This window comes from Coprobacillus cateniformis, from assembly GCF_009767585.1.
Lineage (GTDB): Bacteria > Bacillota_I > Bacilli_A > Erysipelotrichales > Coprobacillaceae > Coprobacillus > Coprobacillus cateniformis.
Map to the genome: position 1 here is coordinate 399,054 of NZ_WSNW01000001.1, position 14,107 is coordinate 413,160.

Sequence of the window (14,107 nt, forward strand, 5' to 3'; positions counted from 1 at the left end):
TTATGACTTCCTTTCTGGGCTTTTTTCAATCAAAACATATTGGATTGTTCCAACATCAGCATAAACATAAGTATATCTGACATCTTCAATATCATACATATTCATTGATAATGATGTTTTTTGAACCGATGGAAAAGAATAAACATAACTGCCAAGTTGACTTGCATTAAGACTCTTTTTATCATAAAGACGTTCAACAAGTTCAATAAAGGTTGGATAATAGGTCTCAACATCTGTTTTCATATCTCCCAGATATTTATCAATTACTTTATCAACATCATCAATTGTCTTTGCTTCCTTTGTTTTAGGTAATAACTGACAATCCATTAATAAAATACTATCAATAAGAATATCTTTCTTATCTAATGATTTATCTAACTCAACTTCATCAATAAAAACATCTTGTCCATTGAAATCTTTCAATTGTTTTTTGATGAATAATGAATAGTCAATGGACTATGAGTGATAAACATAATATTCTCTTCTCGATAAACAAAGAGAGTCATATCTTTATAAATAAAAATTTCATAATGATGACGAAAACTATTCTCTAAAGTCTCTAAAGATTCTCCTAGAAATGCTGAATAATCAATACTCCCCTCATGCATTTTCCCTTGATAATATGTAAAACCAGTATTATCCAACAGTTTCCCTTGCCCTTCAGCAATCCCTTTGACAAATTCACCAGCATAATAAATACGATTATAATCTTCATCATATAAAACCCCAGATTTATCATAAAGACCATTAGAGAAATATCCAGTATATAAAATATTTCCATCTTCTTTATAAACTGTTCCTTCACCCTCTAACTGACCATTCATAAAACTTCCTTCTTGATAAAGATAATGTTCATCATGATAGAGCTGTCCTATCCCTTGGTACATATTCTCTCGAAATCCTCCCTGATATAAAACCTCTCCATCTTTATATAATGTTCCTAAATCACCCTCAAATTTATTATTTATAAAACTTCCTTCATACACAAGTTGACCATTTTGATCATATAATTTACCCTGACCTTGACAAACATCCTGTTCAACCTCTCCTTGATACCTTAAAACGCCTTGATCATCAACAACTTTCCTGATAAGGCAAAAGAATATAAAATAAATTTTGATCCATAAATTCATATCCATAATATTTTTGATTATTATCTTTATATATATAACAGTTAATTTCCTGGCCACTAAATAACAGTTGTTTCTTTTGCAACATAAACTCTATGTTCCTTTAACAACAACCATTGCATATGCAACATGTTGTGATTCATTTCCAATAGCATTAATCTTATAAATTCCTTTTGTAACTGGAGCCATATATTTTCCATCTTCATCTATCGTACCTCCTTGTGGTGTTTCCACAACAAACTGACATAACTCTTTATATTTTTCTTCAGCAAATTCCAATCGAAAGTATTGTGTTTGTCCTGGTTTTAAAATCACAAATTCTGGAGTCATTTTAAAGCGTGGAAGCAAAACGCTTTCTTCTTGTGAAAGATCAGATGTCTTTATAGCATACCAGCGCAGTTTCAATGTACTTTTAGGTGTTCCTTTTTTGGCACGTACAGCTATTTTAAAAGATTGCATGGATTCTTTCACACGACAACCAATTTCATAGTTATATTGTTCTAATTGTGGGAATAAGTAAGCATCTCCAAAATAATATTGATTCACTTTTGCATTGCGAAAATGTTCACGTTCTTCAATAGACCATACAATCATAATACTGCCTTCTAATTGATAAGGAATAGCTTTCGTAATAATGGGTAACTGATGACGCCCATATTCTGGAACTTCTATTTCTAATGTACCTGTTGAAATATAATCACTTAATGATATGGTTTGTGATATTTTAGGTTGCACAGTTTCAAGAATTTTAGGCTTTTCTTGTAAATGATAAGCATCTCGTATATTCTGTTCAATATGACGAATTCGCTCTGTCATAAAACGATGAACAAATGATTGATCTATTGATATTATTTGAACATCTTCTTTTGTTCTCATGATTTCAATACAACCAAGAACAACTCTTTGTTGTAAATGAGATTCAGTCAATGCATTCAATGATTGACATTGAAGTTTTTTTTGAAAATATGTTTTTATATTCTCAACAATATGCAATGAAGCTTCATATGTCACATTGAGTGAAAACTGCTGTCCATCCACCATAATCCATGCATTATTCTTCAACAAGGTCACGTGAGCATGTTGTGTCCCTCCACATGTCTTTTGAATAAAAATGGGATAAAACAAATGCTTTTCCTTTTCTAAATTTTGAACTTGACCATAAATATGAATATCTTTATAAGTTGTTTGATCCTTTATTTCCAAACTCTCAAGATTATATTCAAAAGATATACTATGTTTATGAAGACTATTATTTCTTAAAATAACTTCAATTTGAAACTGATCATCATAATTTAAATAGAGAGGTATCCTTTGAATAATACTTAATTCTTCATCTTGATATAAGATACACTCACTAAACAAAGTATCATTTTGATGATAATCATTTGACTCTAAAGATAAACGAAATGTTTCCTGAATAGAGTTATTCTCTAAATGATCTTCATGTTCACTCATTGATGCATATACTAAATCCTCATCCTTTTCATGATAATGAATATATAAATAGGTTCTAGAATCTAATAAAGTTTCATATCCTTCTATTTCTTCAATAGAAATATCTATATCATAAGGAACATAGATAAATTCACCTTGTTGATTTATACAAACACCATTACGAATAAGCAAACGCTGTTGATTAATTTTTTGAATATCTAAACCACAAACAATTCCTTCACCATAAAATAGAGCATTTTGCATATTCAATTTGTGAACATGATAATTCTGTTCACATTCAAAGTCTTCAGTACGTAGTAGTTTCCCTTTATAATAACGATTTTTTATAAAAGGATATGGTTTATCTTTCATCATAGACCTCCTTAAAATAAAAATAAGTGCATACAAAATTATTAATCATCTTGCCATACGCACTCTTTTGACTTACATATTTATTATTTTATAGAGGTATATGGCAGTCCTTAATCTTCTTATAACATATTTCGACAATAATAACTATCTCCCAATACCAATCAATTCACAAACGTGTATTTATCATTCATTATCGTTTTATAACTTCTGTTTATAAAAATAAACATAAAAAATCTCAGATATGAAATTCTTTTTAAGAAGTCTCCACATTTCCCAAATAATCTTTTCATTAAAAATAAAAATAACCCTTAGGTTATCCTTATTATTATAGTTATTATAATTTTATGCTTAAAAACTATTCTTCCTTTAATTCAACAATGTCCTCAATTTTACATTGAAGTAATTCACATAAATCTGATAAAGTTGAGACACGGATATCTAAGTCATGTCGCAATTTATGGATTAAACTACTTCTTACACCCATCTTATTGATGAGTATATATTGATTAAGTCCTTTGTCTTTAATTGTTTTCCAAAACGGATCATAACTAATTTTCATACAATTTCCTCCTATATATTACTATAAAAGGAATTTCAAATATTAATATTATCTTTATTGCGATAACACCCTATAAAAGAAAAGTCATCCTCCCCAAGGATAACTACCCATATATACACATTTTTACTAAAGATGAAGATAACATATGAACTACAAACCATCTATAATATTATACTTTTACATTATATATTGTTTTATTTATTTTTGGTATTGTCGTATTAATGACAATATTTAATGATTTTCTTATCTCATACCATTCATTTTTTTGTCAAAATTTGTCATACTAATATAGCAATATCATTAGGAGGATACAAAAATGAAATATAAACATGTAGAAAATTACTTAAATTATTGTCAATATCAAAAGAGATTGACTGGCAAAACACTAAAAGCCTATCGGATTGACCTTAACCAGTTTTACACCTATATGCAGTTTAAAAACTTAAAAAATAAAAAAGATATATCTGTATATATCCAACAACTTCATACAACATATAAACCAAGAACTGTGAAAAGGAAGATTGCTGCTATTAAAGCTTTTTATACTTATCTAGAAAAACAGGATTTCTTAAAAGAAAATCCATTTCATAAAATAGATTATCGCTTTAAAGAACCCATACGCTTACCAAAAACAATTACACTTCATGAATTAAACCATCTCTACCAGTCTCTTTATGCTTATTCCAAACAAACATCAAATCGTGTTATTACACGAGATATCGCTATTTTAGAATTGTTAATTTGTACAGGGATAAGAGTCAGTGAAGTTTCCCATCTTTTAAAATCAAATGTTTTTATTCGTGAGAATACCATCATTATTAATGGGAAAGGAAGTAAAGAGAGAATTATCTATATTGATAATCAAAATCTCATTCAATCTCTACTATCCTATCAAAGACTTTTCCAAGATGAAATTGAGAAAAGCCCTTACTTTTTTATTAATAGATTAGGGCATCATCTCTCTGAACAATCTATTCGTTTTATGATTGTTAAATACTGTCATCTGTTTCATATCGATTCACATATTACTCCACACATGTTTAGACATACATTTGCAACAATGATGTTAGAAGAAGATGTAGATATTCGATATATTCAGGAAATTCTTGGTCACAGTTCCATCACAACAACCCAGATTTATACTCATATGTCAGCACATAAACAAAAAGAAATTATGTCCCACAAAAATCCACGTAATAAAATTCATCATTACTTTTCATGACTCAGATTATCTGGGTCTTTTTCAAGAATTCTTGACTCATGTCGTTCTTCTATCATACGATCAAATTCTTCACGATAATGACGACTTGAAATTAATCTATCACCATTATCTAAGATCATTTGGCGACGACATCCTTTTTGTTTTTTATATTTTACAACATGCTTCACATTGACAAGTGTCCTCACATTAACCTGATAAAAACCATAAGATTCTACAGCTTCCTTTAAGGCAGCCATTGTTACACAATGAAGCCGAAAAACCTCATTTTCTGTATAAACAAACATTTTATGATCAACCATTTCAAAATAATAAACTGCTAATAATGATAAAGGATATTTATTTCTATATTCATCCAAAACTTCAATTTCTCCAAGCGTTTCTTTAAACTGTTTCGCTAGTAATTTTGCCAGTCTCCTATTCTTTGGATGAACAACTAACTGCATTTCATAGTGATTCATCTTTGAATCTTCACGATATGTGACTTTCATATAAATACCTCCCCTATATACGAAATACCCTTTTTCAAGCACTTTTGCAATATCTAGGCGCAAAACGACCTTTAAAATGACAAATAAAGCATTAATTTGTCTTTTATTCTACAATATTCGACATTCAAAAATTTGTAAATTCTTCACTTTTACCAATTTTATATACATTTTTACACTTTTCTATATTTATCTTTATTCTTTATTTATCTCCTGATATTTTTCACTCCTTTATTCAGGACTTTTTTGTATTTCACAAACTATATAGACTTCGTATTTTTATTCTCTGTAAAATACCTTTTCTATATCAATAAATATAAAAATATATTTTATCTGATAAAAACTTATTTGTTTCTCCTCCTCTTCTAGACGTCATTCCTTTCAACTATTCATTATAATAAAAAAGAATTGATAAGACTTTTTGTCCTCTCAATTCTTCATTTATATATATTATGATATTTCAAACAATGCTTTCATATCATCAATACTCATTGTAGAAATCATACCTTCATTTCCTTCCACAAAAGTATCAGCAAGATTCTTCTTTTGATTTTGCAAATCCATAATCTTTTCTTCAATACTATTCTTCATAATGAGTGAAAAGACTTGAACAGCTTCTTTTTGACCAATCCGATGAGCTCGATCAGTTGCTTGATTTTTGGCTGACATATTCCACCATGGATCAAAATGGATAACTGCCTGAGCACTTGTTAAATTCAAACCAGCTCCACCTGCCTTTAAAGATATCAAGAATAAAGTTGTTTCATCTTTTTGAAAAGCATCAACCATTTTCTTTCTTTTCTCTTTAGAGATACTTCCATCTAATAAATAATATGAAATATGTTCTTTATGACACTGTTCTTCGATCAAATGCAAGACACTTGTAAATGATGAAAACAATAAAATCTTCTTATGATTCTCTTTTAAAGAATGAATAAGTTCCATACATCCTTTGAGTTTAGAAGATGGTTCTTCAACTGTTTCATACAATAAACGTGAATCTTGACAGAGTTGCCTTAATCTTGTTAACATTGCTAAAATATCAATTCTTCCTAATTGATGAATATCTAATTTTTCCTGTAAAGATTTATTAACTTGAACAAGGTTCCCTAAATACAACTTTTCTTCTTCTTCATTAAATCGTAAATATAATGTTTGTTCAATTTTATCAGGTAATTCAGTTAAAACATCTTTTTTATTTCTTCTTAAAACAAATGGTGAAATCATCTCTTTAAGTTTTAACTGTTTATCCTCATCATGTTCTTTCACAATAGGTTTTTCAAAATTCTCTAAGAAATAAGCATAATGATATAGATAATATGGCATTAAGAAATCAAAAATAGACCATAACTCTGCTAATGAATTTTCAATAGGCGTTCCTGTTAAAGCAAAACGCTGTTTTGCTTTTAATCTTTTGACACATATCGCATTGCGTGTTTTAGGATTTTTGATATATTGTGCTTCATCAAGAACAATAGTATGTAGATTTTTATTTTCATACATATCAATATCTCTTCTTAAATAATCATATGAAGTAATAACAACGTCATATTGATCAAGCTTTTCAATCAATTCATCACGATGTGCCTTTTGTCCATATATACACAAAACACGTAATGAAGCAGAAAACTTTTCAATTTCATCCTGCCAATTCAAGAGTAAACTTGCTGGTGTAATCACCAAATGAGTATCTTGATCTTTCATGCTTTCAAGATAAACAATCATTTGCAGTGTTTTTCCCAATCCCATATCATCTGCCAAAATACCACCAAAACCATAATGTTCCATTAAACGTAGCCATTGATATCCTTCAACCTGATACTCTCTCAATATATTTTGATAAGGTGTAGGCACCTGATAATCTTGAGATGATGTCTCCAATCGCTTCATCCACTGATCAAATTCTTCTCCTCTTGTATAATCAATAACTGATTCATGATTCATCATTTGATCTAATTCAAATAAACGATATGTTGGAACTTCTATATTTCCATTCACAATATCTTGTGATTTAAGTTGCAAGGATGTTGTCAATTCATCCAATTCCTTAAACTCTTTATTTTCTAAAGAAACAATTTTTCCATTTTTTAATTTATAAAACTTACGTTTTTTCTTATATGCTTTTAAAATATCTATCAATTCATTTTTATCTACATCAACACTGTCAATATGGATTGATAGCAAGCCATGACTCATATTCACCCCTACTTGAATGTGCATGTCCTGACTCGTTGAAAAACCTTTTAAAGCATCAGTCACATATACCTGACAATAAGTTGAAAGATATGGCAGACTTTCTTTCATAAATTGATATGCAAACTCATGGTCATACTGTAAATAAATAACATGATCATCAATATCTTCTATATATGGCTTTAGATAGTTTTCAATTAAATCAGCTTCCTTTGATTTATGTTGATTATCCTCATCAAATCCGTACATGATGCCATCATCATAAATATATTCTAACTGAATACAGATCTGATCATCCTTACTCATATCACCATATAAATTAATCATATTCTCTTGACGATATTCATCAAATAGATGTGTATCTAAATCAATATCATCTAATAAATCAACCAATATGTATTTATAAAAATCAGTTAGCATCTCTTTTGAAATATAAAGTCCTCCCCGACTTTCTAATAATTTACGTAAAAATGCTATTAATTTCTCCGGTTCGTGAAAATCATATTTATACATTATATCATCTTCTAATGTATACATATACTTTGATGTCATCATCACCTGATTAAATTCCTGATAATCTTTTAAATCTAGTATATAACTTTCTTCTTTTGAAGATATTTCTATTGGAATACGATATTCTCTTTTATCAAAACCTATATCACAATATGATGAAGGAAGTGAACTCATAAGATCATAAAAAGCATCAATATGTTCATCACTGACAATCAGTGCTTTCATTAAACCTTTTTGTAAGAATTGATTCTTTAAAAAGCATTCTTTTATAAAATTTAATATTTCTAATGAATTATCATCAAAAGCACTTTCACTATGGATAAATTCAAATGTTTTGCCATATTTAATACTCTCATGATGAACAATTGCATTTAAAAAAGTTTCAATGTTTTTAACTACAAAACTTTGATTTTCATTAACAACTTTTAATGCAATAATTAGTTTTTCTTTTCTCCTTTGAACAAAAATCTTTAATTGATACTGCTGAGATGATAGTGGAATCAATGATTCTCTTAACAGTTGATCTTTATATAATTGTATTAAATCTAATGAATCATGCTGTTTCTTTGATAAAATACGTTCTTGTCTTTGTTGCTCTATCTGTTTTAACTTTAATACTTTATTATCCTCACCATTTTGTTCATAAAAATATGGAAAAGATGATATTGTTAATTTTCTTAAATAAAATAAAATCGCAGCCATATGCCGACAATGATTATGCGTCTGACATGAACATGAACTTTGAATAATTTCTCCATCGTGTGAAATTTTCATCGATATAATAATACGTTCATTATGATCATTCATTCTTGCATTAATACGATAACAGCCATTATCCTCATCTAAAGAAATTGTCATTCTTTCTAATTGAGATTGAATATCTATAAATCTCCCATAACGATATTCTTTTTCATCATGAATCACCCTTCTAATTTCTTTATCTTGAATATGCATTTTGTCCCCTCCAATCAATTATTTTATTATATCATAAATATTTTACATTGTAGAGTCGGTTTATTTTGTTTTTTATATTTTCGAAAAAAAATGTAGAAAAAAACAGCCCTTATGGCTGTACTAATCCCTTATAACTCTGACAATATCTTGAATTTCACAATCTAATATCATACATAAATCCACGATAGTATTTAAAGTCACACTTTTATTTTTACGCAATGCATCTAACGTTCCTCTACTAACATCATAATCATTAATTAATTGGTATTGTGATATGCCCTTTTTCTCTAAAGTTTCAAAAAATGGTTCAAAAGTAATCATGAAAACCACTCCTCTCTTTTCTTATTATAAAGTGATATTCTTCACAATAATATTGCCGAATATTCGGCAATATATTATAATAATGATAAGAGTTAGGTATACTATATCAAAAAGCGAGGTATACAAAATGGAAAAAGAAAAGACATTATTAGATGAAACCTTACAGCACTTATCACAAGCTATTGATATGATAGATATGATGTCTGTTGCTTGTACAACTTTGGATAAATCTGATATGATTGGTCCATTAGAAATTCTAAAAAGAGATTTACAATCCTTATATTTTAAAATTGATCAGCATATTTATCCACAATAAAAAGGAGTTTAATAAACTCCTTTTTAAATATCTAAACTTTTTAAAACCTGTTTTAATGCATGGGCACTCTCTAAGAGTTTTTGCTTTTCCTCGTTATCCAAATAAATATCAACAACCATTTCAACTCCCTTGTTCCCAACAACGGTTGGAATACTTAAACAAAGATCACTTAAACCAAATTCACCTTGCATCAAACTTGAAATAGGCAACACAGCATGTTCATTTTTAACAATTGCTTCAGCAATTCGTTTCACTGCTACAGCAACACCATAATATGTTGCACCTTTTCTTTCAATAATATGATAAGCACTATCACGTACTTCCTGATAAAGCCTATTCATAGCTTCCTGATGCTGAAAATGGCCTCGTAATTCACAAAAATGATTAATATGAATTCCTGCAACTTGTGCACCTGACCAAACTGCTAATTCACTGTCTCCATGCTCACCAATAACATAAGCATGAATATTACGACTGTCTACTTGAAGATGCTCACCTAATACATGTTTCAATCTAGCAGTATCAAGAACAGTTCCAGATCCGATCACACGATTTGCTGGAAATCCAGATAACTTTAATGTTACATATGTGAGAATATCTACTGGATTAGAAACAATTAATAAAATTCCTTCACAATTTCTTTCCTTAATTTCTGGAATAATACTTTTAAATATTGAAACATTTTTCTTCACCAAATCTAATCTTGTCTCATTTGGTTTTTGATTCGCACCTGCTGTAATGACAATTAACCCTGCATCAACAATATCATCATAATTTCCAGCATATATCTTAACTGGTGTTGAATAAGCACTTCCATGGCTTAAATCCATAGCTTCACCAACAGCTTTTTCATGATTTGCATCTATCAAAACCATTTCAGAAAATAATCCACTTTGTATTAAACTAAAAGCTGACGTTGCACCAACAAACCCACAACCAATGACTGCTACTTTTTGCATATTGACCATTGCAACATACCTCCTTTTTCTTAACAGTATAATAAGATATAGAAATCTTTCAAATCATATGCATTTTTATTTTTTGACTTCTCTTTGCAATGATTATTCTTATTCTTTCATCACTGTCTAGAATTGATTGGAAAAGATGTATTTCATCTATAATCGTCAATCTAGAAGAAAAAAATAATAAAATTTTTAAATTCTTTTTTTACTATAACAATATCTTTCAAGACAAACCATCAAAGTTCCCATCATACTCCCATAATGGACATTCAGATTGAGAGAATAACAAAATGTCATATTTTTAATAGCACAATATTTCATCACTCTTGTATGTATTTTTCCCTTCAATTTTTCTCATAAAGTTAACCAATCAAAAGAAATCATATCCTGTATATCATTATGAATATTTCAGTGATGATGAGTTCTATCATTAAAATTAATAGAGAAAACATCCAGTTTATTTTTTTCTCACTGGATGTCTAATGACTGTTTTTAAATTTTCTGGTTTGCAGCGCCTAGGATCACTCAAATAGATTTCATGATGATAACGATGATTATTGATATCACATATATAATTGTGCTCTTTCATATATTGATTCATTTTCGCCACACTTTCAGGTTCATCATCATATGAACCTTTATGCATGATTTGAACACATTGTCCTTCTTCATATACAAAATACTGAGCCAAACTAACATCAATTTCTGGTTTTTTAATAGCAACTTCTTTTTTGACTTGTTCAAAATATTCAGGTGTAACAAATTCAGGTAAGCGAATCATTGACTTCCAATAAAACTTATCTTTATCAACAATACGTTTACCATCAAAATATTCATCATCTCCCCACCATAAGCCTTCTAATGGTGGAACAACATAATCAAAATAACCAACTGGCTGATTCTTTCCCATTTTACTCATTTTTATTGCATATGAAATTGCATAAAGTATACCAACTGCTGCTTGATATTCTTTTGATGTATTTGGATTTCCTTTTCCCTCCACCATCACATAAGCTATTGGTGGAACATCAATAAATGTAGGTATGCCCTTAGGCATATATAAATCTTTATATTCTTTTTTATAATCTAATTTAACCATGAAGTTCACTCCAAGTCTTTTCAAATCTTTTTATTGATTGAACTTCTCTTGTCATAAATTTTTTATTAAAGAACAGGCTGTAAGTTGTTAATGGGGTAGGAGCGTTTTGCGCCTGTTCAAGAGTTTCTATATGTTTTAATTGAAGTGGAATATCTTGTTCTTTGCAATAGTCTTTAAGCATTTGAACATATTTAACACAAAATGGACATTGATGAGTATAATAAAGAACCAAACCATCATCAACCATTTCCGGTACTGCAAATATTGGTTCTTTCGCATCATCACTTAACGAACAGAACATCAATTCATAAATACCATTCCATGTTCCAACACTCTTAAATCCATGTTTCACTAAGAAATGATAATCCATAAGATAAGACAATTTCTTTTGTGAAGAAAGGATAACTAACCCTTTCTTACCTAATTCTATACTTTTCTGCTTACAACTGTTTAACAACTGTAAAGCATAACCTTGTCCCTGAAATTTACCCGCAACCCAAAGACAATCAATATACATAAGATTTTCACCTTGAATAGGAACCCATGCATATTCTAGTGGTAAATACTCAATAAAACATTTTCCTCTCACATTCATTTTCGTAAAGATTAAACCATTATTCATCTGTTCTTTTAACCAAGTTTTTTTAGAATGAACTTGTGGATCTTTCTCACTTGCAATGGCACAACAAATATGTTCCTTTTTAATATTTTCTGGTGTTAGTGTAATCATTTCCATACTATACCTTCTTTCTGCTTCCATCATAACATAACTAACCTGACAACATATGTCAGGTTAGTTATAAATATTAAGAATATCTTGTATTTCTTTCACATATTCTTGTTTTAATTCTAAAGGTTCAATAATCTCTATACCTTTGCCAAAAGATAATAGAAAAGATAAAAGCCATTGATGATTAGGTACACTTGTTTTTACCAAATAACCATTGTTATCTTCTGTTATATCATGATATGGGAATTCATCATAGACAAAACTACCTAGATACTTTTGAAATTTAAGAATAACATCTATTTTTTTAACATCTTCATGGTATTCTAAAACTTGAGGAATGTTAGTCAGTTTGTGTAAGTCAAAATAATCTTCATGTAAACAAATTTCATTCATTCGTGACAACTTATAAGTTCTATAAACATCTTTATCTGACTGATATGCCTGTAAATACCACGCATTGGCTTTAAAGAATATTTTAATAGGAAAAACTGTTCTATAACTCTTATCACCATGTGCATTGATATATTCAAAAGATATAATTTGATGTTTAAAAATCACTGTTTTCAAAAGATTGAATTTATCATTCATTTCTTTATTTTGATGCCATGATGTAAAATCCACCTCTATCCAATCATGACTCTCTTTTTGAAAGATATTTTTCATACGTTGAAATAAATCACTATATTCATCTAGTTGTAAAGAAGATAGACTTTGTAAAGCCAATAAGATTTGTTCTTGTTCATGATTGTCTAATAATGTTTTATCTAAAACATAGGATTTATCTAATGAAACGCCTCCTTTACTCCCTTGTTTTGTAATAATAGGAATTCCAGCAACCAGTAGGCGATCTAAATCACGATATATTGTACGTACAGAAACTTCAAAATACTCTGCTAATTCATTTGCAGTTGTTTCTTTTTTATCAATTAAATAATATAATATTTCAAATAATCTTCCTTTTGCCATGATTTCACCTTCTCTTTATTATCATAACAAAATAAAATGAGAATTGAAAATAAAAAAGACTTAATCATTCTTTTGAACAATTAAATCTTACTATTCTTTATTATTTTAAAATTTCATTTACTTTTGCCTGAATTGCATCATAATCATATCCAGCTTTAATCAGTTTATTTCTACGTTCTGTTCCATTTCCCCATTTTCCAGCTATAACCTCTTTTGCAAGTTCTGTTGTTGTTTTGGGATTAGATATTAATTTATTGACTTCTGATTGAACATCATGATAGTTATAACCTGCTTTTTCAAGTTTTTGCTTACGTTCTTGACCATTTCCCCATAGTCCAGCAATAATTTCTTTTGCAATTTCAAAAATTGATTTATGAGATTGAACTGGATTTTGGGAATAATCAATATATTTATCAAATAAGCCTTGTTTTGTCCATTTACGCTCTTTAAGTTTTCTGGTATTAGAATACCCACTTCCCTTAATAAATGTGCACTGGATACCATCTTCCCAAATAGGACTAGATTCAACACATACACCATTTCCTATATGAATTCCAATATGTCCTTCCATCCAAACTAGTGCTCCTAAAGGTAATTTATGAAAGTTTGTAGAAACCTTTGAACATTGCTTAATCATTGTATTTGCGTTGATATCTAGAACCTGATTGGAAGCATATTTCCCTTTCTCAGGATATCCCCATAAAATTCCTTTAATTAATCCTGAACAATCACAAAGTAAATAATTCCCATTATAACTATTCATAAACTTACCCCATCCATACAATGTAGGAACTTTCTCAACTTGTATAGCTTTTGTAATAAAATCTTGTACTTTCATTTTTACCATAATA

The 14,107-nt window shown here is 29.1% G+C and carries 14 protein-coding genes; 2 read left to right on the forward strand and 12 right to left on the reverse strand.

The annotated features are described in order from the left end of the window. The 4 genes from GQF29_RS18520 to GQF29_RS02005 all read right to left on the reverse strand — a co-directional run bounded on the left by GQF29_RS18520 (position 1) and on the right by GQF29_RS02005 (position 3,495). Positions 1 to 423, reverse strand: coding sequence for a hypothetical protein (locus GQF29_RS18520; protein ID WP_236916367.1), 423 nt, complete (start codon positions 421 to 423; stop codon positions 1 to 3). Next, on the reverse strand, positions 420 to 1,133 hold the full coding sequence (locus GQF29_RS18525; RefSeq protein ID WP_236916368.1) for an MORN repeat-containing protein: 714 nt from the start codon (positions 1,131 to 1,133) through the stop codon (positions 420 to 422). Before GQF29_RS18525 ends, GQF29_RS18520 begins: the two co-directional genes overlap by 4 nt. Before the next feature lie 90 nt (positions 1,134 to 1,223). Beyond that, entirely contained in the window at positions 1,224 to 2,936 is a 1,713-nt protein-coding gene (locus GQF29_RS02000) for a hypothetical protein (RefSeq protein ID WP_160340714.1), read from the reverse strand. A gap of 355 nt (positions 2,937 to 3,291) precedes the next feature. Continuing rightward, positions 3,292 to 3,495 (reverse strand): helix-turn-helix domain-containing protein, encoded by a 204-nt coding sequence (locus tag GQF29_RS02005; RefSeq protein WP_008788464.1) that lies wholly within the window; start codon positions 3,493 to 3,495, stop codon positions 3,292 to 3,294. Between the two features lie 316 nt (positions 3,496 to 3,811). Here GQF29_RS02005 and GQF29_RS02010 point away from each other — a divergent pair, with 316 nt between their 5' ends. Continuing rightward, positions 3,812 to 4,717, forward strand: a complete 906-nt coding sequence (locus GQF29_RS02010) for a tyrosine-type recombinase/integrase (protein ID WP_008788463.1) — start codon at positions 3,812 to 3,814, stop codon at positions 4,715 to 4,717. Here the strand turns inward: GQF29_RS02010 and GQF29_RS02015 are convergent. The 3 genes from GQF29_RS02015 to GQF29_RS02025 form a co-directional block, all read right to left on the reverse strand. Then, positions 4,705 to 5,205 carry a LytTR family DNA-binding domain-containing protein gene (locus GQF29_RS02015; RefSeq protein WP_008788462.1) on the reverse strand — a complete coding sequence of 167 codons (501 nt, stop codon included), beginning with the start codon at positions 5,203 to 5,205 and terminating at the stop codon, positions 4,705 to 4,707. The two genes, GQF29_RS02010 and GQF29_RS02015, sit on opposite strands and share 13 nt — an antisense overlap. Before the next feature lie 447 nt (positions 5,206 to 5,652). Further along, positions 5,653 to 8,862, reverse strand: a complete 3,210-nt coding sequence (locus GQF29_RS02020; protein WP_160340715.1) for a DEAD/DEAH box helicase — start codon at positions 8,860 to 8,862, stop codon at positions 5,653 to 5,655. Between the two features lie 120 nt (positions 8,863 to 8,982). Further along, entirely contained in the window at positions 8,983 to 9,183 is a 201-nt protein-coding gene (locus tag GQF29_RS02025) for a helix-turn-helix domain-containing protein (RefSeq protein WP_017144179.1), read from the reverse strand. A 127-nt stretch (positions 9,184 to 9,310) separates the two neighbouring features. On the opposite strand from GQF29_RS02025, the gene GQF29_RS02030 reads away from it, so the two are divergent. Beyond that, on the forward strand, positions 9,311 to 9,499 hold the full coding sequence (locus GQF29_RS02030; protein WP_054689714.1) for a hypothetical protein: 189 nt from the start codon (positions 9,311 to 9,313) through the stop codon (positions 9,497 to 9,499). A 23-nt stretch (positions 9,500 to 9,522) separates the two neighbouring features. Here GQF29_RS02030 and GQF29_RS02035 read toward each other — a convergent pair whose 3' ends face one another. The 5 genes from GQF29_RS02035 to GQF29_RS02055 form a co-directional block, all read right to left on the reverse strand. Next, positions 9,523 to 10,467, reverse strand: coding sequence for an L-lactate dehydrogenase (locus GQF29_RS02035; RefSeq protein ID WP_054689717.1), 945 nt, complete (start codon positions 10,465 to 10,467; stop codon positions 9,523 to 9,525). A gap of 451 nt (positions 10,468 to 10,918) precedes the next feature. After that, complete coding sequence (locus tag GQF29_RS02040; protein ID WP_008788457.1) at positions 10,919 to 11,560, reverse strand: GyrI-like domain-containing protein; 642 nt, start codon at positions 11,558 to 11,560, stop codon at positions 10,919 to 10,921. Continuing rightward, positions 11,553 to 12,296, reverse strand: a complete 744-nt coding sequence (locus tag GQF29_RS02045) for an N-acetyltransferase (protein WP_160340716.1) — start codon at positions 12,294 to 12,296, stop codon at positions 11,553 to 11,555. The genes GQF29_RS02040 and GQF29_RS02045 overlap by 8 nt, the downstream gene beginning before the upstream one ends. 57 nt (positions 12,297 to 12,353) lie before the next feature. Then, complete coding sequence (locus GQF29_RS02050; RefSeq protein WP_054325481.1) at positions 12,354 to 13,256, reverse strand: helix-turn-helix transcriptional regulator; 903 nt, start codon at positions 13,254 to 13,256, stop codon at positions 12,354 to 12,356. A 100-nt stretch (positions 13,257 to 13,356) separates the two neighbouring features. Further along, a complete protein-coding gene (locus GQF29_RS02055; protein ID WP_160340717.1) occupies positions 13,357 to 14,103 on the reverse strand; it encodes a hypothetical protein in 747 nt (248 codons plus the stop codon). Positions 14,104 to 14,107: the final 4 nt, after the last annotated feature.

Excerpts from the sequence above, each read along its gene's own strand:
- GQF29_RS18525 (WP_236916368.1), bottom strand. The coding sequence starts at position 1,133 with ATGAATTTATGGATCAAAATTTATTTTATATTCTTTTGCCTTATCAGG.
- GQF29_RS02000 (WP_160340714.1), bottom strand. The coding sequence starts at position 2,936 with ATGAAAGATAAACCATATCCTTTTATAAAAAATCGTTATTATAAAGGG.
- GQF29_RS02005 (WP_008788464.1), bottom strand. The coding sequence starts at position 3,495 with ATGAAAATTAGTTATGATCCGTTTTGGAAAACAATTAAAGACAAAGGA.
- GQF29_RS02010 (WP_008788463.1), top strand. The coding sequence starts at position 3,812 with ATGAAATATAAACATGTAGAAAATTACTTAAATTATTGTCAATATCAA.
- GQF29_RS02015 (WP_008788462.1), bottom strand. The coding sequence starts at position 5,205 with ATGAAAGTCACATATCGTGAAGATTCAAAGATGAATCACTATGAAATG.
- GQF29_RS02020 (WP_160340715.1), bottom strand. The coding sequence starts at position 8,862 with ATGCATATTCAAGATAAAGAAATTAGAAGGGTGATTCATGATGAAAAA.
- GQF29_RS02025 (WP_017144179.1), bottom strand. The coding sequence starts at position 9,183 with ATGATTACTTTTGAACCATTTTTTGAAACTTTAGAGAAAAAGGGCATA.
- GQF29_RS02030 (WP_054689714.1), top strand. The coding sequence starts at position 9,311 with ATGGAAAAAGAAAAGACATTATTAGATGAAACCTTACAGCACTTATCA.
- GQF29_RS02035 (WP_054689717.1), bottom strand. The coding sequence starts at position 10,467 with ATGGTCAATATGCAAAAAGTAGCAGTCATTGGTTGTGGGTTTGTTGGT.
- GQF29_RS02040 (WP_008788457.1), bottom strand. The coding sequence starts at position 11,560 with ATGGTTAAATTAGATTATAAAAAAGAATATAAAGATTTATATATGCCT.
- GQF29_RS02045 (WP_160340716.1), bottom strand. The coding sequence starts at position 12,296 with ATGGAAATGATTACACTAACACCAGAAAATATTAAAAAGGAACATATT.
- GQF29_RS02050 (WP_054325481.1), bottom strand. The coding sequence starts at position 13,256 with ATGGCAAAAGGAAGATTATTTGAAATATTATATTATTTAATTGATAAA.
- GQF29_RS02055 (WP_160340717.1), bottom strand. The coding sequence starts at position 14,103 with ATGGTAAAAATGAAAGTACAAGATTTTATTACAAAAGCTATACAAGTT.